At 73.4% G+C, this 21,841-nt stretch carries 17 protein-coding genes; 1 reads left to right on the top strand and 16 read right to left on the bottom strand.

Going from position 1 to position 21,841, the window contains the following annotated elements; translation table 11 throughout:
- Nucleotides 1–143 precede the first annotated feature (143 nt).
- Nucleotides 144–314, bottom strand: a complete 171-nt coding sequence (locus ACWEQO_RS19910) for a hydrophobic protein (RefSeq protein ID WP_361455766.1) — start codon at nucleotides 312–314, stop codon at nucleotides 144–146.
- A gap of 138 nt (nucleotides 315–452) precedes the next feature.
- Between ACWEQO_RS19910 and ACWEQO_RS19905 the strand changes: the two genes are divergently transcribed.
- Entirely contained in the window at nucleotides 453–626 is a 174-nt protein-coding gene (locus ACWEQO_RS19905; RefSeq protein ID WP_361455763.1) for a CsbD family protein, read from the top strand.
- 199 nt (nucleotides 627–825) lie between these two features.
- Here ACWEQO_RS19905 and ACWEQO_RS19900 read toward each other — a convergent pair whose 3' ends face one another.
- The 15 genes from ACWEQO_RS19900 to ACWEQO_RS19830 all read right to left on the bottom strand — a co-directional run bounded on the left by ACWEQO_RS19900 (nucleotide 826) and on the right by ACWEQO_RS19830 (nucleotide 21,736).
- On the bottom strand, nucleotides 826–1,200 hold the full coding sequence (locus tag ACWEQO_RS19900; protein ID WP_452984648.1) for an STAS domain-containing protein: 375 nt from the start codon (nucleotides 1,198–1,200) through the stop codon (nucleotides 826–828).
- A complete protein-coding gene (locus ACWEQO_RS19895) occupies nucleotides 1,197–2,486 on the bottom strand; it encodes a PP2C family protein-serine/threonine phosphatase (RefSeq protein ID WP_452984647.1) in 1,290 nt (429 codons plus the stop codon). Before ACWEQO_RS19895 ends, ACWEQO_RS19900 begins: the two co-directional genes overlap by 4 nt.
- Nucleotides 2,486–3,289 (bottom strand): alpha/beta fold hydrolase, encoded by an 804-nt coding sequence (locus tag ACWEQO_RS19890; RefSeq protein ID WP_452984646.1) that lies wholly within the window; start codon nucleotides 3,287–3,289, stop codon nucleotides 2,486–2,488. Before ACWEQO_RS19890 ends, ACWEQO_RS19895 begins: the two co-directional genes overlap by 1 nt.
- Nucleotides 3,290–3,664: 375 nt before the next feature.
- Entirely contained in the window at nucleotides 3,665–5,584 is a 1,920-nt protein-coding gene (locus tag ACWEQO_RS19885; RefSeq protein WP_361455751.1) for an ABC transporter ATP-binding protein, read from the bottom strand.
- 134 nt (nucleotides 5,585–5,718) lie between these two features.
- The gene (locus tag ACWEQO_RS19880) at nucleotides 5,719–6,582 is read right to left on the bottom strand and encodes an endo alpha-1,4 polygalactosaminidase (RefSeq protein ID WP_452984645.1); all 864 of its coding nucleotides are present in this window, start codon (nucleotides 6,580–6,582) and stop codon (nucleotides 5,719–5,721) included.
- Nucleotides 6,579–7,265: a spherulation-specific family 4 protein gene (locus tag ACWEQO_RS19875; protein ID WP_361455745.1), complete on the bottom strand. Its 687-nt coding sequence runs from the start codon at nucleotides 7,263–7,265 to the stop codon at nucleotides 6,579–6,581. Before ACWEQO_RS19875 ends, ACWEQO_RS19880 begins: the two co-directional genes overlap by 4 nt.
- Nucleotides 7,262–8,230, bottom strand: a complete 969-nt coding sequence (locus ACWEQO_RS19870; RefSeq protein WP_452984644.1) for an NAD-dependent epimerase/dehydratase family protein — start codon at nucleotides 8,228–8,230, stop codon at nucleotides 7,262–7,264. Before ACWEQO_RS19870 ends, ACWEQO_RS19875 begins: the two co-directional genes overlap by 4 nt.
- 6 nt (nucleotides 8,231–8,236) lie before the next feature.
- A complete protein-coding gene (locus ACWEQO_RS19865) occupies nucleotides 8,237–8,950 on the bottom strand; it encodes a sugar phosphate nucleotidyltransferase (protein ID WP_452984643.1) in 714 nt (237 codons plus the stop codon).
- A gap of 112 nt (nucleotides 8,951–9,062) precedes the next feature.
- Nucleotides 9,063–10,064 carry a GDP-mannose 4,6-dehydratase gene (locus ACWEQO_RS19860; protein WP_452984642.1) on the bottom strand — a complete coding sequence of 334 codons (1,002 nt, stop codon included), beginning with the start codon at nucleotides 10,062–10,064 and terminating at the stop codon, nucleotides 9,063–9,065.
- A 92-nt stretch (nucleotides 10,065–10,156) separates the two neighbouring features.
- Nucleotides 10,157–11,548, bottom strand: a complete 1,392-nt coding sequence (locus ACWEQO_RS19855) for a hypothetical protein (RefSeq protein ID WP_452984641.1) — start codon at nucleotides 11,546–11,548, stop codon at nucleotides 10,157–10,159.
- Nucleotides 11,545–13,074 carry a GT4 family glycosyltransferase PelF gene (gene pelF / locus ACWEQO_RS19850; RefSeq protein ID WP_452984640.1) on the bottom strand — a complete coding sequence of 510 codons (1,530 nt, stop codon included), beginning with the start codon at nucleotides 13,072–13,074 and terminating at the stop codon, nucleotides 11,545–11,547. The genes ACWEQO_RS19855 and pelF overlap by 4 nt, the downstream gene beginning before the upstream one ends.
- 127 nt (nucleotides 13,075–13,201) lie before the next feature.
- A complete protein-coding gene (locus ACWEQO_RS19845) occupies nucleotides 13,202–15,367 on the bottom strand; it encodes a hypothetical protein (protein WP_452984639.1) in 2,166 nt (721 codons plus the stop codon).
- 445 nt (nucleotides 15,368–15,812) lie between these two features.
- A complete protein-coding gene (locus ACWEQO_RS19840; protein WP_452984638.1) occupies nucleotides 15,813–16,337 on the bottom strand; it encodes a hypothetical protein in 525 nt (174 codons plus the stop codon).
- Between the two features lie 276 nt (nucleotides 16,338–16,613).
- Nucleotides 16,614–18,749, bottom strand: a complete 2,136-nt coding sequence (locus tag ACWEQO_RS19835) for an SWIM zinc finger family protein (RefSeq protein WP_452984637.1) — start codon at nucleotides 18,747–18,749, stop codon at nucleotides 16,614–16,616.
- Nucleotides 18,746–21,736, bottom strand: a complete 2,991-nt coding sequence (locus tag ACWEQO_RS19830; protein WP_452984636.1) for a DEAD/DEAH box helicase — start codon at nucleotides 21,734–21,736, stop codon at nucleotides 18,746–18,748. The genes ACWEQO_RS19835 and ACWEQO_RS19830 overlap by 4 nt, the downstream gene beginning before the upstream one ends.
- Between the last annotated feature and the right edge of the window lie 105 nt (nucleotides 21,737–21,841).

The following is a 21,841-nucleotide window of genomic DNA, read 5'->3' as shown; positions in this document are numbered from 1 at the left end:
GGGTTGTTCCCCGGATCGGCAGGGTGATCGAGTTCTCGCGTGGTGGATGCTTCTCCGGTCGGCCGTCCCGCTCACCGGGGCGCAGGCTCGTGGGGCCCGTGTGCCGTTGCTGCACACGGGCCCCACGAGGTTGCGAGATCAGGTCACCATCGATACCAGCGGCTACGGCCACCTCCGGCGCTCGTGGAGCGCATGACGAAGCCGAGCAGCCACAGCACCAGGACGGCCAGGGCCACCCACCAGAGGACCTCGACGGCGAAACCGGCACCGAAAAGGACGAGTGCGAGAAGCAGAACGAGCAGCAAGGGAATCATGGTTGTCGACCTCCTGGGCCGCCGTATGCCCAGCGGCTGTTCCTTCATTCCGCGGATGTGACGTGTTTGTGGAGGGAGAGCCGGGGCACGAGGGGGCTACGGCAAAAGCGGCACCGAAGTGACGAGGAGGCTTATTCCATGACTGCCGGCGAGAAGGCCAAGGCGAAGACCGAGCAGGCCAAGGGCAAGACGAAGGAGGCCGCGGGAAGCGCCCTCGGAAATGACCGCATGGCCGCCGAAGGACAGGCCGAAAAGAGCAAGGGGGATGCCCGTGAGGCAAAGGAGAAGGCCAAGGACGCCTTCAAGCACTGACGGCATCCCTTTCCTCGGAGGGCCTTCCCGTGATGTCACGGGAAGGCCCTCCGGGGTTTCCCGGTACGCGGCTCTGTTTCCGGCTTCCGCAGGCCCGTGGAGCACCCTGCCGGCATGAAGCGGTACGGGTGGAATCCTCGGCACGGACGAGTGGTGAAGTGGTCCGTGACATGCGCGGCACACAGAGGTGAGCGCGCGATCACGGTCGTGTTGTCGCGTGACCGTGCGGTGAGCGCACTGCGCTCTCAGGGGGGAGGACGCAGTCGCCGTCGGGGCAGATGGGAAAGATCTGGTCGAGGCCGACGATGCGCAGGGTGCGCAGGGTGTGCGTGGGTACGGATGCGAGTGCGAAGTCCGCTCGGGCGGTGTGGGCGTGGTGGTGGGCGGCGCTGAGGCCGCTGGAGTCGCAGAATTCCATGCCTCCCAGGTCCAGGATGAGGCGCCGGCCCGGTCGGAGGGTGATGGCGGGGATCAGTTCCAGCAGTTCCGTGGCGTTGTCGTGGTCGAGCGCGCCGAAGATCTCCAGAACGGGACCAGTGGCAGCGTCTCGGACGGTGATCTTCAGTGGGCTCATCGGCTGCTTCTCGTCCGGGGGGCGAGGGCCGGGACACCGAGGGCGAGCAGTGCGGTGTCGTCATCGAGGCCGTCACCGAAGCTGCGCAGCAGGTCGGTCAGGGCCTGGATCGCAACGGGCGGGGGCCGGCCGGCGTGGTCGGCGGCGAAGGCGAGCAGGGCCTCGTCCCCGTACAGGCCGGTGCGGTCCTCGCCGGTACGGGCCTCGGTGATGCCGTCGGTGTAGAGCAGGAGCATGTCGCCGGGGGCGAGCACGGTCGTGGCGGCGGTGAAGCACGCGGAGGGCAGGATGCCGACGAGGAGGCCACCGGGAGTGGGCAGGAAGTCGGCGGCGCCGTCGGCACGCACGGTGATGACCGGCGGGTGGCCGCCCGAGGCCAGGTGGACGGCGACCTGCCCGGTATCGGGGTCGGGCTCGAGGGTGCCGTAGACGGCGGTGCAGTAGCGCGGGTCGCCGCTGCCCGCGTACCGCTCGTGGAGCACCTTGTTGAGGGTGGTCAGGGCCGAGACGGGGTCCGGGTCGTGCAGGGCGGCGGCGCGCAGTGTGTAGCGGGTCAGCGAGGTGAGCGCGGCGGCCTGGGGGCCCTTGCCGCACACGTCCCCGAGGAAGAAGCCGAAGCGTTTGCCGTCGATGGGGAAGACGTCGTAGAAGTCGCCGCCGAGCCGGTCGGGATGGGCGGTGTGGTAGTAGGCGGCCGTCTCCACCCCGGGTATCTCCGGGAGGGTGTCGGGCAGCAGTGACTGCTGGAGGACGGCGAGGGCGTCCTGAAGCCGGGCCCGGTCCGCCTCCGCCTGTTTGCGTGCTTCTTCGGCCGCCTTCCGGCCGCGCAGGAGCTCTTCCTCGTAGGCGCGGCGGTCCCGGGCGTCGAAGACGGTGGTGCGGATCAGCAGGGGCTCGCCGGTACTGCCGTGTTTGACCGCGGAGGAGACCAGCACGGGCATCCGGCCGCCGCCGACCTGCTTGATCTCCATGGCGATGCCGCTGACCTCGCCCTGCATCCGCAGCAGCGGCGCGAAGTGCGTCTCGTGGTACATCTTGCCGCCCACGGTCAGCAGGTCGGTGAACCGCATCCGGCCCACCACCGCCCCCCGCTCCAGGCCGAGCCAGGTCAGCAGCGTGGTGTTGATCTTCGCGATGGTGCCGTCCATCAGCGTGGACAGGTAGCCGCACGGTGCGCTCTCGTACAGTTCCTCGGCGCTGTCCTCCAGCAGCGCGGCGAACGCCGCGCCGGAGGTCTCCTCGTCGTCGGCCTCGTGCGGATCGGGCTGCTGCCCGGTACGACACATCACCGCAGGGCCGCCAGGAACTCTGTGATCGCCTGGTTGGTGGCCTCGGGCGCGGACAGGTGCGGGCAGTGCCCGGTCGCGTCCAGCGTGACCAGTGTCGAGCCGGGGATCGCCCGGTGGACGAAGGCACCCACCTCCCGGGGAGCGATCACGTCCTGGGTGCACTCCAGCACCAGAGTCGGCACCTCCACGCTCTTCAGGTCGTCCCGCGAGTCCGACAGGAACGTGGTCCGGGCGAAGACCCGCGCCATGTCCGGGTCGGTGGCGCAGAAGCTGTTCTTCAGCTCCTCGCCCAGTTCCGGCCGGTCCGCGTTGCCCATGATCACCGGGGCCATCGCCGCCGACCAGCCCAGGTAGTTCGAATCCAGTGACGCCAGGAGCTCGTCGATGTCGTCGGCGCTGAAACCGCCACGGTAGCCCTCGTCGTCGATGTACCGCGGAGACGGAGCGACCATCACGTGCGCCCCGATCCGCCCCGGGGCCGTGCCGGCCGCCAGCACACCGATCATCGCGCTGACGGAATGCCCCACGAACACCGCGTCGCGCAGATCGAGCGCCTCGCACACCTCGACCACGTCCTGGGCGTAACCGCTCAGAGAGCCGTATCGGTCCTCCGAGAACGCGGCCGCATCCGAGCGGCCGGAACCCACGTAGTCGAACAGCACCACCCGGTACTCCTCGACCAGGGCGGGCAGGGTCAGCCGCCACATGTTCTGATCGCAGCCGAACCCGTGAGCCAGCACCACCGTCCGCCCCTGCGGAGTGCCGGTGACGGTGACATTGTTCCTGCGAGCGATGTCCATGCCGGTCAGTCTCCCAGGACCCGCCCAGCGGCCCGATCCGGCCTCGGGCCCTCCACATCCCGTCCACTGTCTCCACACCCGGCTTGCGAACACAGGAGGTCAGCGCCTCGTCGTCTCCTCGTGTCTCGGAACAGCCTCCGACGCCGAACAGGCCGTGGCCCGGATATCCGATTCCAGCTCAGAGGCGCGACGTGGGCTCCCCGACGGAACGGGCAAGCTCCTGTGCGGCACCGCGTGGCAGGGCCGGCGACCGCGGTCTCCGGCGATGTCCGGGAGCACTGGTCGTTCTTCCTACGGCGCTCCTCCGCCCGCCGCACACGGGGGCGGAGGGGCGTGCCGTCGCGTGCGGCCGGGAATGGCCGGTAATCGACTCGGTCACATGAGCGAGGAGCTCGCACCGGCGTGTGGCGACTCTCTGTGGTCGTCCTCCGGCGCCGGGTCGGCCGGGTCGGGCAGTCCGCCGGGGCCGGCTTCGGGGTCCGGGCACCCGGGGGACGGCTCGGTGCTCTCGCCGAGGAAGCCGCCCGACTGGTGCTGCCACAGCTTGGCGTAGGCGCCGTTCGCCGCGAGCAGCTCCTCGTGGGCGCCCTGTTCGACGACGCTTCCGCGGTCGAGGACGACGAGACGGTCCATTCCGGCGACGGTGCTCAGACGGTGGGCGACCACGAGGGCCGTACGTCCGTCCATCAGCCGCCACAGGGCGTCCTGGACGAGGAGTTCGCTCTCCGAGTCCAGCGCGCTGGTCGCCTCGTCGAGCAGCAGGATCGGGGCGTCGCGCAGGATGGCCCTGGCGAGGGCGACGCGCTGGCGCTGGCCGCCCGAGAGCTTGACTCCCCGCTCCCCCACCAGGGTGGCGAAGCCGTCGGGGAGCTGTTCGGCGAACTCCGTGACGTGCGCGGCCTCGGCCGCCGCGCGGACCTCCGCGTCGGTGGCGCCGGGCCGGGCGAAGGCGATGTTGTCCCGCAGGCTGCGGTGGAACATCGCGGGTTCCTGCGGAACGTAGGCGATCAGTGAGCGCAGGTCGGTCTGGCGCAGCCGGCTGATGTCCTGACCACCGATCAGGATGCGGCCGTCGTCGATGTCCGACATCCGCAGCAGCAGCCGGGTGAGCGTGGTCTTGCCGCCGCCGGACCTGCCGACCAGACCGATCCGCGCGCCTGCGGGCACGTCCAGGTCGAGGCCCTCGAAGATCGGCTTCGCACCCGTGTGGGCGAAGGTCACCGCCTCGAAGCGGACGCCGGTGTCCCGCGGTGCGAGCGGTTCGGGTGCGGCCGGGTCGAGCACGGTGGGCGGGTCCAGCAGCAGCTCCGTGAACTGCGCGGCCTCGGTCATCGAGCTCTCCAGCCGCCGGTAGATCTGGTTGAACTCGAACATGATCTGGGTCGCGTTGGAGTAGTAGGTGAAGGCGACGACGATCTCCTCCACTCCCTGGCCCGGACCGCCGAAGGCGAGGGCGACCAACAGGCCCAGCACGTTGGTCAGTACGGACAGGGGGGCGATCAGGGTGTCGACGCGCAGGTTGCCGTAGTCCCACGATTTCAGCGTCAGGCGCCGGGAGTCCGCGACACGGCTGCGGTGTTCGTCGGCCTCCCGCCGCTCGGCGGCGAACGCCCGGATGGTCTCCATGTTCATGAGGCTGTCGGCGACGTGGCCGGAGACCCGGGCGATCGCGGCCTCGCGGTCGTTGACGAGCCTCTGCCGACGGCGGATCAGCGGTGTCGCGGCCACCACGGTCAGCGCGATCATCACCAGGAGGCCGACGACGAGCATCGGTTCGTAGCTCCACAGCACCACGGCGCCGAACACCAGGGGGACGAGACTGCCCACGATCCGGTACGTCAGCGTGTCGACGAAGTCCTCGAAGCGCTTGCCGAAGCTGAGCACCCGTTTGGTCAGGGAGCCGGCGAAGTTGTCGTGGAAGAACGCGGCGTCCTTGGCGAGGAGTTCGTCCATGCCGCTCACGTACAGGTGCTCCATGCCGAGGGCGTCCACGCGGTTCAGGCAGTGCTGCCCGACCCGCCACACGGCCTCGGCGAGCAGCAGCGTCGCGCCGAAGCCCAGCACGTACGGCAGCGCCGAGGCGAGGGTGAGACCGCTGTCACCGGCGGCCTGACCCGCCAGTTTGGCGATCAGCAGGGGGGCGACGTAACGGATGCCGATGTTACCCACGGCCGGCAGCAGCAGCGCGGGCAGGGCCAGTAGTCGTAGTCGCAGCAGTTCCCGGCCGTAGCGGCGCAGTGCCAGGACGACCGCGCTCCTGCCCGGCGCCGGCCCTCGCGTATCTGTTGTCCCCATCACACTCCCGGAGGTTCGGAAGTCGGAAGTTTCCCGTCAGGGGAGGCGCCCGGTCCAGGCATTTACCGCGGACCGGTGAGAACCGGACACCGCTGCACCGCGTTCGGCGTGCGCGGCGCAGCGGTGTCCGCGGGTCAGCACGGGTCCCGCCAGACCCCCAGTTCCAGCTTCTTGCGCATGGACGACAGCTTCAGCTCGCGGGACTCGGCGCAGAACTCACCGGTCGGCTCCGTGTACTCCACGTGGAAGACCGCCTTGCCCGCCTCGATGAACGGAGTGAGCTCGGCGCACTCGCCGTACTGCGCGCACTCCTCGTTGACGGCGAAGTCGAAGTCGTCCACGAGGTGCGGGATCTGCGGCAGGTCGTTCTTGAGGCCCACCGACAGTCCGCGTTCGTGCGCGATCTCCGCGATCATGCGGTTGTAGCGGAGCTGGTCGGCCGCGGTGAGCGGGAATCCGGTGTCGTTGCCGTAGCCCTCCATCAGGTCCGGCTCCACCGCGTCGAAGCCCTTGTCCCGGCACATGTCGAACCGTCGCTCCATGATCGGCTTCAGTACGGGGATCCGGCGGATGTCCAGCCAGCGCTCGCCCTCCCAGCCGTTGTTCCTGCCGAGGACGGAGCGCGGGAATTCGTCCCGGTCGGGCCGGAAGTCCTCCCAGGCGCCGACGTTGATGTAGCAGATCACCTTGCGGCCGTCCCGGTGGAGGCGGGCCACGTCCGCGGCGGTGTTCTCGAAGCCGTCGATGTCGTAGACCGGCACCTCGACCGACGGGTCGGCCCTGCCGTCGAGCTGCCACTGCCAGGCGAGCCCGGGGCGCGGGCGCCAGAGTTCCCCGTCGGGGGCGGACGCGGTTCCGGTCGGGGCCTTCGGCGAGGTGCGGGGCGGGGCGGAGCACCCGGTCAGGGCCGTGACGGCCGGCACGAGCAGCGCGACCAGCGCGACCAGCACGGTCGGTACCCTCGGCGCGGGCGTGCGAAGCGGAGGCTTCCTGGTCATGCTCGCCCCTCGGTCTCGATCTCGGTCTCGGTCGTGGTCAGGGCAGGGGTCAACTCGGCCCAGGGGTTGGGAAGTTCACCCGTCACCGGGCAGCAGGTCCCGGCGCCGCGGTCCTGCGCGGTGCGTACGGCCAAGGGTACGAGTGCCCCGGGCACGCCGTAGACGAGGTGGCAGATCCGTTCCGGCGGGTGCGGCTTCGTCCGGGCGGGACGGCTGAACGCGGCGGCGTAGGTGGACCAGTGCCCCTCGAAGGTGACGGTCAGGTCGGCGAGGCGGACGTAGCCGGGCGCCGGGTCCACTCCGGGGTTGAGCACGACGGTCCGCGCACCGGCCCCGCGCAGGGACCGGACCAGCCTGCGGCAGCCCGGCAGGCCCTCCGGCCCCGCGGTCACCCGGTCCAGGAAGCAGCCGTCGACCCCGTACCACTCCCGGTGCCGGCGCGCGTCGGCGGTGACCGCGGACGGGTCCCGCGCGCCGTAGTCGGTGTCGACGTAGCCGAGCAGCCGGGCCCCGGCCGCCCGCAGCGCCTCCGCGACCGCCGTGAACGCCTGGTCCGGGCCGGTCCCGGGGCCGTTCGCGGGGTTGAGCACGACGGAGTGGGTGCGGTCGGCCGCCGTGATCAGCCGGTGCCAGGCGCCCGGGTCCTCGGCCGGGTGGACGTACAGGGGGATCAGCAGGCTCACGGCGTACGGCCGCCTTCCGTGCCGGTGTCCGCCCACAGCGCGGCCAGTGACTCCTCGAGGGTGTACGAGGGGCGCCAGTCGAGTGCCTCGCCCGCCGCCGTGATGTCGGAGCACTGCCAGGACACCGCCGCCGAGCGGGCCGAGCCTCCCGCGGCCCCCGTGTCCTCCGCGGCCTCTGCGGTCTCTGCGGCCTCCTCGATACGTCCCCCGAAACCGGCCCGGCGGGCCAGCAGGTGCACCAGGTCGCGCACCCGGACCGCCTCGCCGCCGCCGATGTTGAGGACGGGCGGGAGCGGTCCGGCCGCCAGGGCGGCGAGCACCGCCGCACGCGCGACGTCGCGTGCGTCGACGAAGTCGCGGTACGCGGACAGGTCACCGAGCCGCAGCACCGCCCCTGTCCCTCCCCCCGGCTTGGATGCGCCGGTCTCGCGCAGCAGGGCGGCGACCCTGCCGGGCAGCCCGGTGGGCGGCGCGCCCGGTCCCACCGGATTGCCCACCCGCAGCACCACCGCGTCCAGGCCGGAGGCCGTCACCACCGCCGTGCCCGCGAGTTTGGTCGCGCCGTACGGTCCGAGCGGGCGGGTCGCCCCCGTCTCCGGCACCTTGGTGCCCTGTTCCCCCGGGCCGTACTCGGCGGCCGACCCCAGGTGCACCAGGCGTGCCCGGGGAGCGGCCTGCCGCAGCGCGGCGCACAGGACGGCGGGGCCGCGGGTGTTGACCTCGGCCAGGGTGACCGCGTCCCCGGCGGTCGCGCCCGCGCAGTTGATCACGGCGTCGGGCGCCGCCTCCGCCAGGGTCTTGGCGAGCCGGTCGGGGGAGTCGGTGGCCAGGTCGACGCGCAGTGCCGCGCCGGCCCCCGCGGTCGAGCGGCCGGCCTCGGGCAGCTGGGTGTCCGGCAGGCCGCGCAGCTGGGCGACGACATGGCGGCCCAGGTAGCCGGTGCGGCCCAGGACGAGAACGCGCATGGGTGCTCAGGCCCCCTTGAGCAGCATGGACTTGCGGGTGGTGAACTCCGCGTTGGCCCGGTCGTAGTCGTCCGGGCGTCCGATGTCCAGCCAGTAGCCGTCGAACTCGTAGGCGTGCGGCGGGCGCTGGGCGGCGAGGAGGTCCAGGACGAGTTCGTCGAACCCCAGCGGGAGGCCGGGTGTGTAGTCCTCGAGCGTCGAGCGGGACAGCCCGTAGACGCCCATGGAGACGCGGTAGTCCATGCTGGGCTTCTCCGTGAAGGCGACCACCCGGCTCGCCCGGGTGGTCAGCACGCCGAAGTCGATGTGGACCTTGCGGGCGTAGGTCGCGATGGTCAGCCGGGCGCCGGATTCCCGGTGCCGGTTCAGGACGTCGGCGTAGTCGAGGTCGGTCAGGACGTCGCCGTTCATCACCAGGAAGTTCTCGGGCAGCCGCTCGCGCAGCGTGAGCAGGGGGCCCATGGTGCCCAGCGGGTTCTCCTCGGTGGCGTAGTCGATGTCCATGCCCCACTGGGAGCCGTCTCCGACGTAGGCGCGGATGATCTCGCCGAGGTGGCCGATGGCGATGGTGCAGTGGGTGAAGCCGGACGTGGCGAGCTGGCGCAGCACGATCTCCAGGATGGCGTGCTGGTCGCCGATGGGGACGAGCGGCTTGGGGAGGGCCGTGGTGTAGGGCCGCAGCCGGACGCCCTTGCCTCCGGCCAGTATCACTGCGTGCATGGGACTTCTCCTTCGGATGCTTCGTGTCGCCCGGGGACGTGCCGGACACCGGCCGGGTGGTGCGGGCCGGACGGGCCGGGCAGGTCGGGAGGGACGGGTCGGGAGAGACGGGTCAGATGTTGTAGATGCCGGTCTTGTAGCGGGCCAGGTTGGCCGGGTCGCGGAAGAACTCCACGGTCCGGGCGAGCCCTTGCTCCAGCGTGTGGGCGGGCTTCCAGCCGGTGGCGTCGGCGAGCCGGGTGGTGTCGGCGACCAGCCGCATCACCTCGGAGTTGGCGGGCCGCAGCCGTGCCGTGTCCTCCCGTACGTCGAGGGCGCTGTCCATGACCTTGCCAATCAGCGCCACGAGGTCGCCGACCGAGATCTCCCCGCCGGTCCCGGCGTTGAAGGTGCGGCCCACGACCTGCTCGGCGGGTGCGGTGCCGACGGCGAGGAAGGCCTGCGCCGTGTCCTTGACGTAGGTGAAGTCCCGCGTGGGCCGCAGGTCGCCGAGGGTGATGGTGCGTTCCCCCGCCGCGACCTGGCCGATGACGGTGGGGATCACCGCGCGCATCGACTGGCGCGGCCCGAAGGTGTTGAACGGCCGCAGCGTCACCACCGGTATGTCGAAGCTCGCGTGGTAGCTGTCGGCCAGCCGGTCCCCGCCCGCCTTCGAAGCGGCGTACGGGGACTGGGTGTTGATGGGGTGGTCCTCGGTGATCGGCACGGTCCGCGCGGTGCCGTAGGTCTCGCTCGTGGAGGTGTGCACCAGCCTCGGCGTGCCCAACTGGCGTACCGCTTCCAGCACGTTGAGGGTGCCGGTGACATTGGTGTCCACATAGCTGTGCGGCGCCCGGTACGAGTACGGGATCGCGATGAGCGCGGCCAGGTGGTAGGCGCTGTCGGCCCCTTCGAGCAGACCGCGTACCGATCCGGGGTCCCGGACGTCGCCGAGGACGATCTCCACCTGGTCCAGGACGTCCGGGGACAGGGTCTCCAGCCAACCGTAGGAGGAGAAGGAGTTGTACTGGGCCATGGCCCGGACGCGGTACCCGGCGGCGACGAGTGCTTCGGTGAGGTGGGAGCCGATGAAGCCTTCGGCCCCGGTGACGGCGGCGAGCGGTGCGGAGGTCAACGCAGGTGTCCTTCCGGTTGTTCGAACAGGTGAGGTGCGACGGTGCGGTGCGATGCGGTGCGGGTCGCGGGTGGTGTCGTGCGCGTGGACGGTCAGGCGTGGACCGCCGGCCGGCCGAGCAGCCACAGCACGCACACCGACAGGCACAGGGCCGCGGCGGCGCAGCACAGCGGCAGGACGGCCGGGCCCGGTGGCAGGCGCAGCAGGGTGACCAGGACGGCGCAGCCCGCGGCGGCCAGACAGATCAGGGCGGCGGGCCAGGCGACACCGAACGCCTGGAGCAGCAGGGCGGTCCACAGTGTCGCGGCGAGCAGCAGCAGGGCTGCGGGGTCGGCTCCGGTGAGGAGGGCCGCGGGCGTCAGCGGCAGGAGGTAGGCGAGCAGGCAGAGAGCGAGGAGGCCGGCCGACCTCAGGAGGAAGGCGGTGGGCGTCGCGGTCGCCCGCAGCGCCGCGACCGACCGGCCGCGGTAGCGGTACAGCAGCCACTCGGCCGGCCCCATGCTCACGGTCAGCACGATCACGGCGTACGGGTGCTGTCGGCCCTCCAGCAGGACCAGGGACGCCGCGGCGAGGCCGAAGAGGCCGTAGGGCAGGGAGGCCCGCAGCGGTGGTCGGCGCGCGCCGGGGGCGGGCGGGGTGCCGAGCACGCCCCGGAGCACCCGGCCGGCGGCGGCGATCGTGGCCGCCAGCGCCAGCAGGGGCAGACCGAGCCTCAGCACGGGGCCGGGTTCCCACCAGGGCAGTGGCACGGCGCCGGCGATCAGCGGTGTCAGGGCCGCCAGCAGCAGCCGTTCCCGGGCGAGGACCAGCAGTACCGAGGCGGCGGCCAGGTACAGCGACTGTGCGGCGGCGGCCAGGACGGCCGGCCCGCCGCCGGCGACCGCGGCCGCGGTCGCCGTGGCCAGGGCCGCGCCGAGGGCGGCTCCGGTCAGCAGGGTGCGGCCCGCCTCGTGGGGCCCCGTCGCCAGACGCAGGTGGGCGCGGTGCCCCAGGGCCTGGCTCCAGGCCCAGGAGACGACACCGGCCGCGATCAGGGCGGGTGCGTACCGTGCCGCCTGCCCCAACGGTGCGGCGAGCAGGTAGGCGAGGCCGGGCAGGGCGAACAGCACGCCGCGCAGCAGGCAGCGCACGGTGTCGGGATGCCAGGGGTCGGGGGCGGGGGCGAGCTCGGGGAACGTCCTGGGGATGCGCTCGTACAGGGCGGAGGCCAGGGAGAACAGGTTCGGATGGCCGTACCGCCGCCGGACGACGTCCGCGGACAGTCCTTCCGCCTCCAGCAGCGCGGCCACCTCGTAGGGGTGGACGGCGGGGCCGATGCGGTCGGCCAGGGCGGCGGCCAGCCGGTCCACCTCCTCCCGGTCCGGGACGGGCCGCGGTAATCGCACGACGAGGGTGGGGTCGTCGGCCGGGAGGGCCCGGGGCAGCCGTAGGGCGAGGGTGTCCTGTTCGGCTCCGCCCGGCTCCAGCGCCATGGGGCCGCTCATACGGCCACGCTCCTCGCCGCCGTGGGCGACGGGATCCGTGTGCGCTCGCCCGGGGGCGGTGCGGCGCGGTCGGCCGGCTGCCGCCGGGGGCCGGACAGCTCCAGGTAGATGGCGCGGAAGGTGTCGACGGTCCGGCGCAGGGTGAACTGCTCGATCACCCGGAGCCGGGCGGCCTCCCCCATGGCCGCGCGCCGTGCGGGATCGCCGAGCAGTTCCAGCGCGGCGGCGGCCATCGCGGCCGGGTCCCGCGGCGGTACGACGAGGCCCGCGTCCCCCACGGCCTCGCGGACTCCGCCGACGTCGGTGGAGACCGTCGCCCGCCCGCAGGACATGGCCTCGATCAGTGTGAAGGGGAAGCCCTCGCTGATGCTGGAGAGCATCACGACGTTGCCGGCGGCGTACGCGTCCCTGATGTCGTCGACGCGGCCCTCGAAGACGACGGCGTCCCCGTGTCCGAGTTCGGCGGCGAGTGCCTCGCACCGTTCCCGGTAGGCCTCCCCGCCCCGGGGCGTCCCGCCGAACATCCGCAGCCTGACGTCGGGCCGTTCCGCCCTGACCAGGGCGAGGGCCCGGATGAGGGTCTCCAGGTCCTTGATCGGGTCGACGCGGCCGGCCCAGCTGAGGGTCGGCGCCTCCGGTTCGGGTCCGGCCGGCGGGAAGGCCTCCGGGTCCACCCCGTTGTAGACCGTGCGGATCGACGCCGGGTCGGCCCCGCCCTCCTCCTCCCACAGCCGGTTGTAGCGGTTGCCCGGTGTGATCAGGGCGGCCCTGCGGTAGCTCTCCTCGGCCAGCAGCCGGAAGAAGCCCAGGAGGAGTGCCTTGACCGGCCAGCGGTAGGGGCCGGTGCGGTAGCCGAGGTAGCGCTCGCGGAGGTAGACGCCGTGCTCGGTGAGGAGCAGGGGGACGCCGTGCCGCTCCAGGGCGGCCAGTCCGGGCAGGACGGCGATGCCCCCGCTGACCGCGTGGGCGACCCCGTCCCTCGGCAGGGGCGCGGCCAGCGGGCGCAGGGCGTGCTCGAGCAGTCCGGTGGCGGTGACCGCGTCGTGCAGTGTGGGGCGGGCCTCACGGACGACCAGGCCCCGGCGGTTCCACACGGCGCTCAGCACGGAGATCGCCCGGTCGCCGCGCAGGAACGGACCGAGTGTCCCGTCCGCGGCGGCCCGCGCCATGGTGTACAGGGCCGGGGCGAATCCGCTCTCCGCGCACGGGTCGAGCAGCGCCGTCAGGAACTGCTCGTAGGCACCGGACAGGACTTCGCTCGGCCGCCGCCCGGGCGGGCGGCCCGCGGGCGGGTCTCCCCACATCGGGACGGTCAGGACGTTCGAGACGTGTGCGGGCAGGTCCCACACGACGGGTTCGCGGCCGGTGCCGGTGACGGCGAGGACATCGAAGTCGAAGTCGGGCATGCCGCGGACGAGTTGGTCGCACCAGACGCTCACACCGCCGTGACTGTGCGGATAGGTGCCTTCGGTGAGCAGGGTGACGCGCGCCGAGCTGGGGCGGCGCGCGCCGTGGTGAACGTACATCAGTGGGCTCCACGGCCGGGTGGGGTGGGTGAGGCGGGGTGCGGGGAGGGTCGTGCGGGGCCGGGTCCCGGCACCCGGTCACGCGTCGGTGACCGGGTCCGGTGCCTCGGGTGGATCGGTGCGCCGTTCAGCTCCGCGCGGTGTACGGGACGTGGTCCCTCACGCCGGCGGGAACCCGGGTGTCCGGGGCCGGCTCGACGGCCGGGGCCTCCGCGTCCGGGGCCGCTCCGTCGCCGTCGGCGGCGGTACCGTCCGTGGCTGCGCCGTCCGTGGCGGACGCCGGCAGGGTGAAGGAGAGGGAGGTCTGGCCCGCCGTCTGCGTCCAGCCGGACACCCGGCCCGCGTAGGCCTCGCCGAACGCATCTCCCGCGAGGGTGGTCCCGGTGGGCGCGGTGGCGGTGACGGCCGTGCCGTCCGGCGCCTCGACGGTCACCGTGCCGCCGATGCGGTAGGCGGTGACCTGGCCTTCCCGCAGGGCGTCGGCCCAGGCGGCACGGCGCTGGAGTTCGACGCCTATGTCCTTCATCCGCAGGTTCACCACGGGGGTGTCGTCGGCGAACAGGGCCCCGTAGCCGTCGAGCACGCCGTCCAGGACCGGGTAGGCGATGCGGTCCTCGGCCAGGTTGGACTGGTGGATGAAGTGCGGCTTGGGGTCGTTGGCGAGGACGTGGCCGAGCGCGATCCGGGTCTCCAGGGGGACGATGTACTCGGTGTACCCCGTCGCGATGTCCAGCGGAGCCGGCAGGCACGTCGTGGTGGCCGGGTTGTCCTCGCAGATGCCGCTCCCGCCCTGGGCACGGCTGGTGTAGATCCAGTTGTACTCGTCGACCTGCTCGGCCGTCCGCCCGGCGTTGAAGAAGACGTTCATCGGGTAGCGCGAGACGGTCGTGGCCGGCCCGATCCTGCGCTGCACGGGATCGCGGGAGTTGTCCGAGGCGAGCCAGGTGATGCCGTTGTCGGCGAGGGCGGGGGCCAGGTTCGGGTTGTCCTCGGGCTGCTGCGGCAGCACCTTGAGTCCGGAGTGTTCGCCGGTCACCAACTCGTCGTCGTGCAGGGGCAGTCCGACGGTCTCTCCCCAGACGCGGTTGGTGGCGATCTCGTCGGAGACGGTCGTGCGGCTGACCCACTTGGTGCTGCCGTCGGCGTGGGTGGCGCACCGCCACGGCACCACTGAGGTGTCCTGTTCGCAGCCGAGGAAGGCGTGCGTGTAGGTGTGGTTGATCCAGCGGAACCGGTCCCGCTCGGCGATCAGCCTGTCCGCCAGGGGGTCGGCTCCGCCGTTGCCCTGGCGCTGGTCGACGCTGCCGGCGCCGTTGTAGGCGAGGTCGAGGGTGAAGTCCTGCTCGCGCTGCCAGGAGGTGGCGTGGTCCACGTCGGCCGGGAGCATCCGGATCGGGTCGGGCGTGCCCTCGCCCTCCGGGCAGTCGACGTCGCCGGGGGTGCAGTTCAGCTCCGTGTCCCAGCGGTCGTCGGCGGCGAGGACGTCGTCGACGTGCACGGCGAAGTAGTTCCTGGAGGCGCCCAGGTGCACGCCGCCGGTCATCCAGTCCACGATGCCCCGGGCCAGCAGTCCGAACTGCTGCTGGTACTGGTTGTAGACGAAGGTGACGACGAGTTCCCGCCGGCCGTCGTGCCGGTACTCCCCCACCAGCGAACCCCGCCCGGTCCCGCCCGGGATCGCGGCCTCGACGTACGGGGTGAAGTCCGCACCGGCCACGGGGGTCGACAGGTAGGCGTAACTCTCACCCACGGTGGGCGAGTTGTCCTCGAAGGGGACCTGGCCGTCCAGGTAGCCGAAGGGGCCTGCCCGGCCCGCGTCGGTCACCTCGGCCCGTACCCCGTCGATGCTGCCGGCGTAGCCGTCGCCGACCGGGTACTCCAGGCCCGCCTCCGGGCGCGCGTAGGTGTAGGCGTCGACCTGCGGGATGTCGTGGGTGCGTTCGTAGGCGGCGAGCGCCGTCATCTCGGGCGAGTTCGCCGGGAACGGGTTGTCGTTGGGCAGGACCACCGCCTGGTACTTGGCGCGTGGTCGCCCGTCCACGGTGTCGGCGAGGAAGCCGGCGTCGATGACGGGGCGGTCGGACCGGGTGAGGTCCACTTCGGTGTACGGCGTGCCGGCGGTCCTCAGTTCGGCCGCGATCGCGTCCACGGCCGGGCCCCCGTCTCTGACGACCAGGACGCGCAGGTCGACGCGGGGTAAGCCGTCGGCGGCGTGCGCGGCCGCGCTCGGTACGCCCAGGGCAGCGATGAGTGCGCCCACCATGAGCACGGCGGTGCGTGTGATCCGCTTCATGCGGTGTATTCCCCTCCCACGGACAGGGGTGGACACCGCTCCGCCGGAGCCGACGCACCCCCGCGCGCGACGCCGGCATCCCCCTCAGAAGCCAGTCGTCGACACATCCGTCGTGTCACATAGTGATGGCTTTGTGCGTTTCTCGTGGGCTAGTTGCGGAAACTGACGGAAAAGCGCAGGTGACCATCGGGGTGTCGGCGGTCCGGCAGCGACCGGTGCGGCGCTTCGGGACGCGGGAGGCCGGAGCGGGCGCGTGGAAGACCCGAGCAGGTCGAAGACGGGAACGGAGCACCGGCGGGCCGAAGCGGCCCGCCGGTGGGACTGCCGGAGGTCCGGGCCTCTCGGCCGGTGCGGCCCCGGACCGGCTGCGGTCGACGACGTCGGGAACCGGCCGCCCCTCAGAGGCCTGACGAACCCGCCGGGTCCGTCAGACCCGTCAGACCCGTCAGGCGCAGAGCACCCGCGTCTCGGGCGTGTACACCGGACCGCCGCCGGCGTTGCCGGTGTCGCTGAACTCGGCGTAGTAGTACGAGTAGAAGCCGATGTTGCCGTTGCAGCCGGAGTCGGGCGCGATCCGCAGGGTCAGCGTGACGGTCCGGCTCTGCCCGGGCGGGACGGTGGTGCCGTAGTTGGCGCCGAGGTCGGCCGGCCCGGTCCCCGCACAGGGGGTGCTGCCGTCCGCGGTGGCCAGGACGCACCCGGTGAAGTCGTACTTCAGGTCGGGGCGCTGGGTGGTGAGCCAGGTGGGGTCGATCGTCTGGTACACGAACCAGATGTCGTACGTCCTGTTGTTGGTGAGGGTCATCGACAGCTGGACCGTGCCGCCGGGCGTGGTGGTGGCGGTGTCGGTGGTGAACGTCAGCTCGGCGGGCGCGGGTCCGGCCGCGGTCGCCTGGGGTGCCATGCCGAACAGGGCGAGGACGAAGGCGAGAACGGCGGCGGGCCCGAGGCGTCTCAGTGGTGATCTCATGAGCCGGGAGGCTAGGCACGCGCCCCGGCGACCGTCTCCCCCGTCGGGGGCCTCCCCTCCGCCCGCCGACCGAAAGCGCACCCGCCGCGAAGGAGTTGTGCGCGTGTGGTGATGCCCACCGAGCGGTGGCATCGCCGCACGGCACCGGCGGTCCGGTGAAGCGACCGAGGCGACGGGCCGGTGGAGTGGTCTCGCCGCCGCCCCCGGAGACTTTGGCGCATACCGTTTGGGCGACGGCCCGGCCGCGCACGGTGACGGCGTCGGAAGCGGGGCCGATCACAGGGTGTGCGGGCTGTCCAGAGCGTCCAGGGCCTCCAGGGAGGTCAGGACGGTCAGGGCGGCGACGGGGTCCGGGGCGGGGGTACCGCGGGGCCACCAGTCCTCGTGGCCCGGTTCGGACTCGTACGCGTACCAGAGGTGGTCCCGGCCGAGGCGGAGCTGGACGTGGCCGCGGGGGTGGGTGAGGTGATTGCGCCAGGGACGGAAGGCGGGCAGGTCGGCGGCGAGGAGCAGGGGACGGGCGCGGTCGAAGCGGCCGGCCGGCGGATCCCAGGGCTCCTCCAGGACCTCGAGTCCCGTCGGGCCGCCCTGGCGCCACGCGGCGACCGCGCGCGCCAGGGCGGCCGGGGTGCGGCCGGCCGCCCGGGCGAGCGAGGAGTACAGCGCGCGGGTGGCCCCGGTGAGCCCGGAGCCGGGGCGGGCGGCGGCCAGCCGTACCGCGTCCTGCCACAGGGTGAGCCGGCCGACGGGGTCGCGGCCGGTGGTGAGCAGGGTGTGGGCGCGGGCGGCGGCGTCGGTGGCGAGCTGGTCGAGCGCGAACGGGTCCGGGCCGCCGGGGGACGCGGGGTACACGGGCGGCTGCTCGGGGTGCGGGGGCGGGGGCAGGGGTGCCGGAAGCGGTGGGAGGCTGCGGGGGGCGACGGCCTCGCTGGCCCGCACCCCGGGGAGGGAGTCCTGTTCCCCGTCCTGGGTGGCGCGGGCGTCTCGGGCCGCGCGGGCGGCGCTGCGCCGGGACAGGGCGTCGATCACCTGGCGTTCGCCCCGGCCGCGCAGCAGGAGCAGCACGAACGGGTCGGCGTCGAGCAGCCGGGCGGTCTGGTAGCAGAGGGCGGCGGCGTGCTTGCAGGGGTGCCCGGAGTCGGGGCAGCTGCACCGCGGCTCGAGGTCCCCGGGGCTGGGGAGCAGCGGGGCCCCGCAGTCGGCGAGGGACTGGGGCAGCTCTTTTTCCAGCAGGGCCGCGATGTCGCCGGGCCGTTCGGCAGCGGTGTCCAGGAAGCGCTCCCAGTCGGCGTCCCCGAACGTGCGCAGCCGCACCTGCACCCGGTACGGGCGGGGGCGGCTGCCCTGGACGTAGGCGAGGACGAGCCCGGGGGTGACGGTGACGGCGTCGACGTGCCCCCGCTCCGCGTACCGGCGTCCGCGTGCCAGCCGCGCGGCGTCCAGCGCGCCCTCCTCCAGCGCCGTGACCCACGCGTTGCCCCACCAGGTCTCGGCGAACCCCGGGCCGGCCGAGGCGCCGGGCGGGAACGCGGGGAAGGTGCGGCGGAGTTCGCCGTCGCGGGCGGGGGCGGCCATGGAGCGGGGGGTGTGCGACGGCGGGGTGGAGGACGCCTGGGACGGCAGGGGCGCCGGGGGTTCGTGGCGGGTCCCGTCGGGCTTCGGGGCCGGTTCGTCCACGCCGGGGGGCGGGGGCAGGGCGCCGGCGAGCAGTTCCCGTACCTGGTGCGCTCCTCCGCCCGCCGCCCGCTCCCCCGTCCGGGCGTTCTCGGCACGATCGCCCCGGGTGGTGCGCGGGACCCGGGAAGCGGTACCCGACGGGGTGCGCTCGACGCGGTGTCCGGCGCGCCGCACGGCGGTCTCCCGGTCGCCGGTCTCCCGGTCGGCCGTCTCCCCGTCAGCGGTCTCCGTGCGTGCGCGCAGCGCTTCCTCCCGGGCCGAACGCAGGGCCTCCCGCGCGATGTCACCGGGACGCCGGCCGGACCGCTCCGACGGCTCCGGCGTGATCGGCCGGTCGGGCGCGGTCGGCCGGTTCCGGGAGGCTGCGACTGCGGCTGCCGACGGTGCGGTGGCGTCCGCGCCCTCGTCGCCCTCGCCGTCCTCCTCTGTCTCCGTGTCCCTTTCCCCGGCCGCGTCCGCGGGCCCGGCCGCTTCGGGGCCTCCCGTTCCCGCCGTGCGTCGGGCGAGCACCGCCCTGCGCAGGGCGTCGCGGGCCACGTCACCCGGGCGCTGCTCCCGGTCCGCGGCCTGCCCCCGCCCCCCGTTGTCCGGCCCCGGCTCGGGGGCGGGGGCGGGCGCGGGGTGCCGGTCCGGGATGCCGGTGTCCGCGGGTTCGATGTCCGCGGGCTCGGCGTTCGCGCGTCGGCGGGCCGCTCGCAGGGCCTCCCGCGCCCGGTCGGACGGGCGGGGCGTCATGACGTCCTCCGCAGGGAGACCAGGTCGGACAGTTCGCGGTCGGAGAGTTCCGTGAGCGCCGACTCGCCGGAGCCGAGGATCGCGTCGGCGAGGGCCCGCTTGGCCTCCAGCATCTCGGCGATGCGGTCCTCGATCGTGCCCTCGGTGATGAGGCGGTGGACCTGGACCGGCTGGGTCTGGCCGATGCGGTAGGCGCGGTCGGTGGCCTGCTCCTCGACCGCCGGGTTCCACCAGCGGTCGAAGTGGACGACATGGCCCGCGCGGGTGAGGTTCAGACCGGTGCCGGCCGCCTTCAGGGAGAGGACCAGGACGGGGGTCGCGCCGCTCTGGAAGCGGTCCACCATGCGCTCCCGCTCCGGTACCGGCGTACCTCCGTGGAGGAGTTCGACCGGAACCGCGCGCCCGGTCAGATGCTCGGTGATCAGCCGGGCCATGCCGACGTACTGCGTGAAGACCAGGGCCGACCCGTCCTCGGCGAGCAGGGTGTCCAGCAGTTCGTCCAGCAGGGCCAGTTTGCCCGAGCGGGCCGCCAGGCGGTCGCCGCCGACGCGTGCGTGCTCGTCCTTGAGGTAGAGCGCCGGGTGGTCGCAGATCTGTTTGAGCGCGGTCAGCAGCTTCAGCACCAGACCGCGGCGGCCCATGCCCTCGGCGGTCTCGATGGCGAGCATCGACTCGCGCACCACCGCCTCGTAGAGCGCGGCCTGTTCACGGGTGAGCGGGACGGGGTGGTCCGTCTCGGTCTTCGGCGGCAGTTCGGGGACGATGCCCGGGTCGGACTTCCGGCGCCGCAGGAGGAAGGGCCGCACCAGGCGGGAGAGGCGCTCGGCGGCCTGCTCGTCCTCGCCGCTCTCCACCGCGCGGGCGTGCCGGGCGCGGAAGGACGTGAGCGGGCCGAGGAGCCCGGGGGTCGTCCAGTCGAGGAGGGCCCACAGCTCGGAGAGGTTGTTCTCGACGGGGGTGCCGGTGAGCGCCACGCGCGCCGGGGCCGGGATGGTGCGCAGGGCCCTGGCCGTGGCCGAGTGCGGGTTCTTGACGTGCTGGGCCTCGTCGGCGACGACCATGCCCCAGCGCTGTGCGGCCAGTGTCGGGGCGGCCGAGCGCATGGTGCCGTAGGTGGTGAGGACGAAGCCTCCGGCCAGGTCGTCCAGGGTGCGGTCCGGGCCGTGGAAGCGGCGCACGGGGACGCCGGGCGCGAACCGGGTGATCTCCCGCTGCCAGTTGCCGAGCAGGGAGGCCGGGCAGACGACCAGCGTCGGTTCGGTACGGGCCCGCTTCAGATGCAGTGCGATGAGGGTGATCGTCTTGCCCAGGCCCATGTCGTCGGCGAGGCAGCCGCCGAGGCCGAGGGAGGTCATGAGGTCGAGCCAGGCCAGGCCGCGCAGCTGGTAGTCGCGCAGGGTGGCGTCGAGTCCGGGCGGCGGGTCGGCGGGCCGCACTCCGGCGGTGAGGCGGTCGCGGAGCACCGCCAGGGCGCCGACCGGGACCGCCTCGACGGTCTCGCCGTCGGCCTCCGCGGTGCCGGTGAGGGCGATGGACAGCGCGTCGACGGGGTCGAGCAGGCCCAGCTCCCGTGTGCGGGCCTTGCGGACGAGGGCGGGGTCGACCAGCACCCACTGGTCGCGCAGCCGGACGACCGGGCGGTGGGCCTCGGCCAGGGCGTCCATCTCGGCCTCGGTGAGCGGGTCGCCGCCGAGCGCGAGCTGCCAGCCGAACCGCAGCAGGTCCCCGCTCTCGAAGAAGCCGCTCCCGTCGGTCGCCGAACCGGGGGCCGGCCGGACCACCGCCGTCGCGGTCAGGTCCTGGGCGAGGTCCCTGGGCCAGTGCACGGCGACACCGGCCGCCGCGAGTCGGGTCGCGGCCACGCCGAGCAGGTCGTTGACCTCGTCCTCCGACAGGGCCAGCACGTCGGGTACGTCCTGGTCGGAGAGCCGGTCCAGCGGGGCCCAGACACGGGCCGCCCGGCGGACGGCGAGGGCCGCGTCCACCCGCGCGCGGGGGCCGAACGCGCTGTCCGCCGTGCCCGCCCACAGGGCCGCCGCGTCGGCGACGAGGGTGGGGTCGGCGAGGCTGTGCACCTGGACGACCGCCGCACCGGCCCCGCGCGCGCCGTCGCCGGCCGCGCTCCGGTCGGCGCCGTCGGACGCGTCGAACACGTCGTACGCCGAGAGGTCGAGACGGAGCGAGACGCGCACCCCGGCGTCCATTCCGGCGGCGACCTCGGCGGCCCAGTCGTGGGCTCCGGGCAGCCGCTGGGCCTTCCGTGCGGCGAACGGCAGCCCCGAGGCGTACGGCGCGGCGGGGGTGCGGGGCAGGGTGTCCGCGACCGCGTCGAGGAAGGCGCGGACGAGTGCTTCCGGCTCCGGCAGCCGCAGCGGGCCGGAGCCGGGGAGCGGGACCGCGTGCCCCTCGAACGGCAGGGCCGCGGCCACCGCGCGCAGATGCGCCACGTCGTCGGGGTCGAGCGGGCCGGCCCGCCAGGCGTCGTGCCCGGTGGGCGTCAGGCCGGGCAGCAGCCGGCCGCGGGCGGTGAGCCGCAGCGCGTGCAGGGCGGCGGCGCCCCAGCAGGCGGTGGCGGGGTGGGCGGCGGGATCGTGCCGGGCGCGGACCAGCAGGGGCAGGGCGTCGTCGAGGGACAGGAAGTGGGCGCCGACCGTCCGCCGCCGCACCCCGGCACCGTGCGGGCGGATGACGGTGAGCCGGGTACGCGGGGCGGGCTCCGGCGCGGGAGCGGTCGGGTCCACGGGATCCACGGGGCCCGTGAGGTCGATGGGCCCGACGGGCCCCGCGGGCTCGACGGGGTCGCTCTCGGGGTCGTAGAAGGCGATCCGTCCGTCGCGCGGAAGGGGTGCGGGCAGGAACACCGCGGCGAGCCCGACGGAGATCTCCGCCGGCTCCGTCGCCCCCGTGCTCACCGTGGTCTCAGCGCTCTCTGCGTTCCCCGCCCCGGCCGTGCGCCGCTCGGCCGTCACGGTCGTCCCCTCACTCATCCGTCCCGTCACCTCCCGCCCGTTCCCGTCCGCTCCGCCCGCCTGGTCACATCAGCCGTCCCCGACTCTACGGACGGGCACTGACAATCGGTCCCGGCGCCCTGA

It is taken from the genome of Streptomyces sp. NPDC004051 (assembly GCF_053604275.1).
This window is presented reverse-complemented; position numbering and strand designations above follow the sequence as displayed.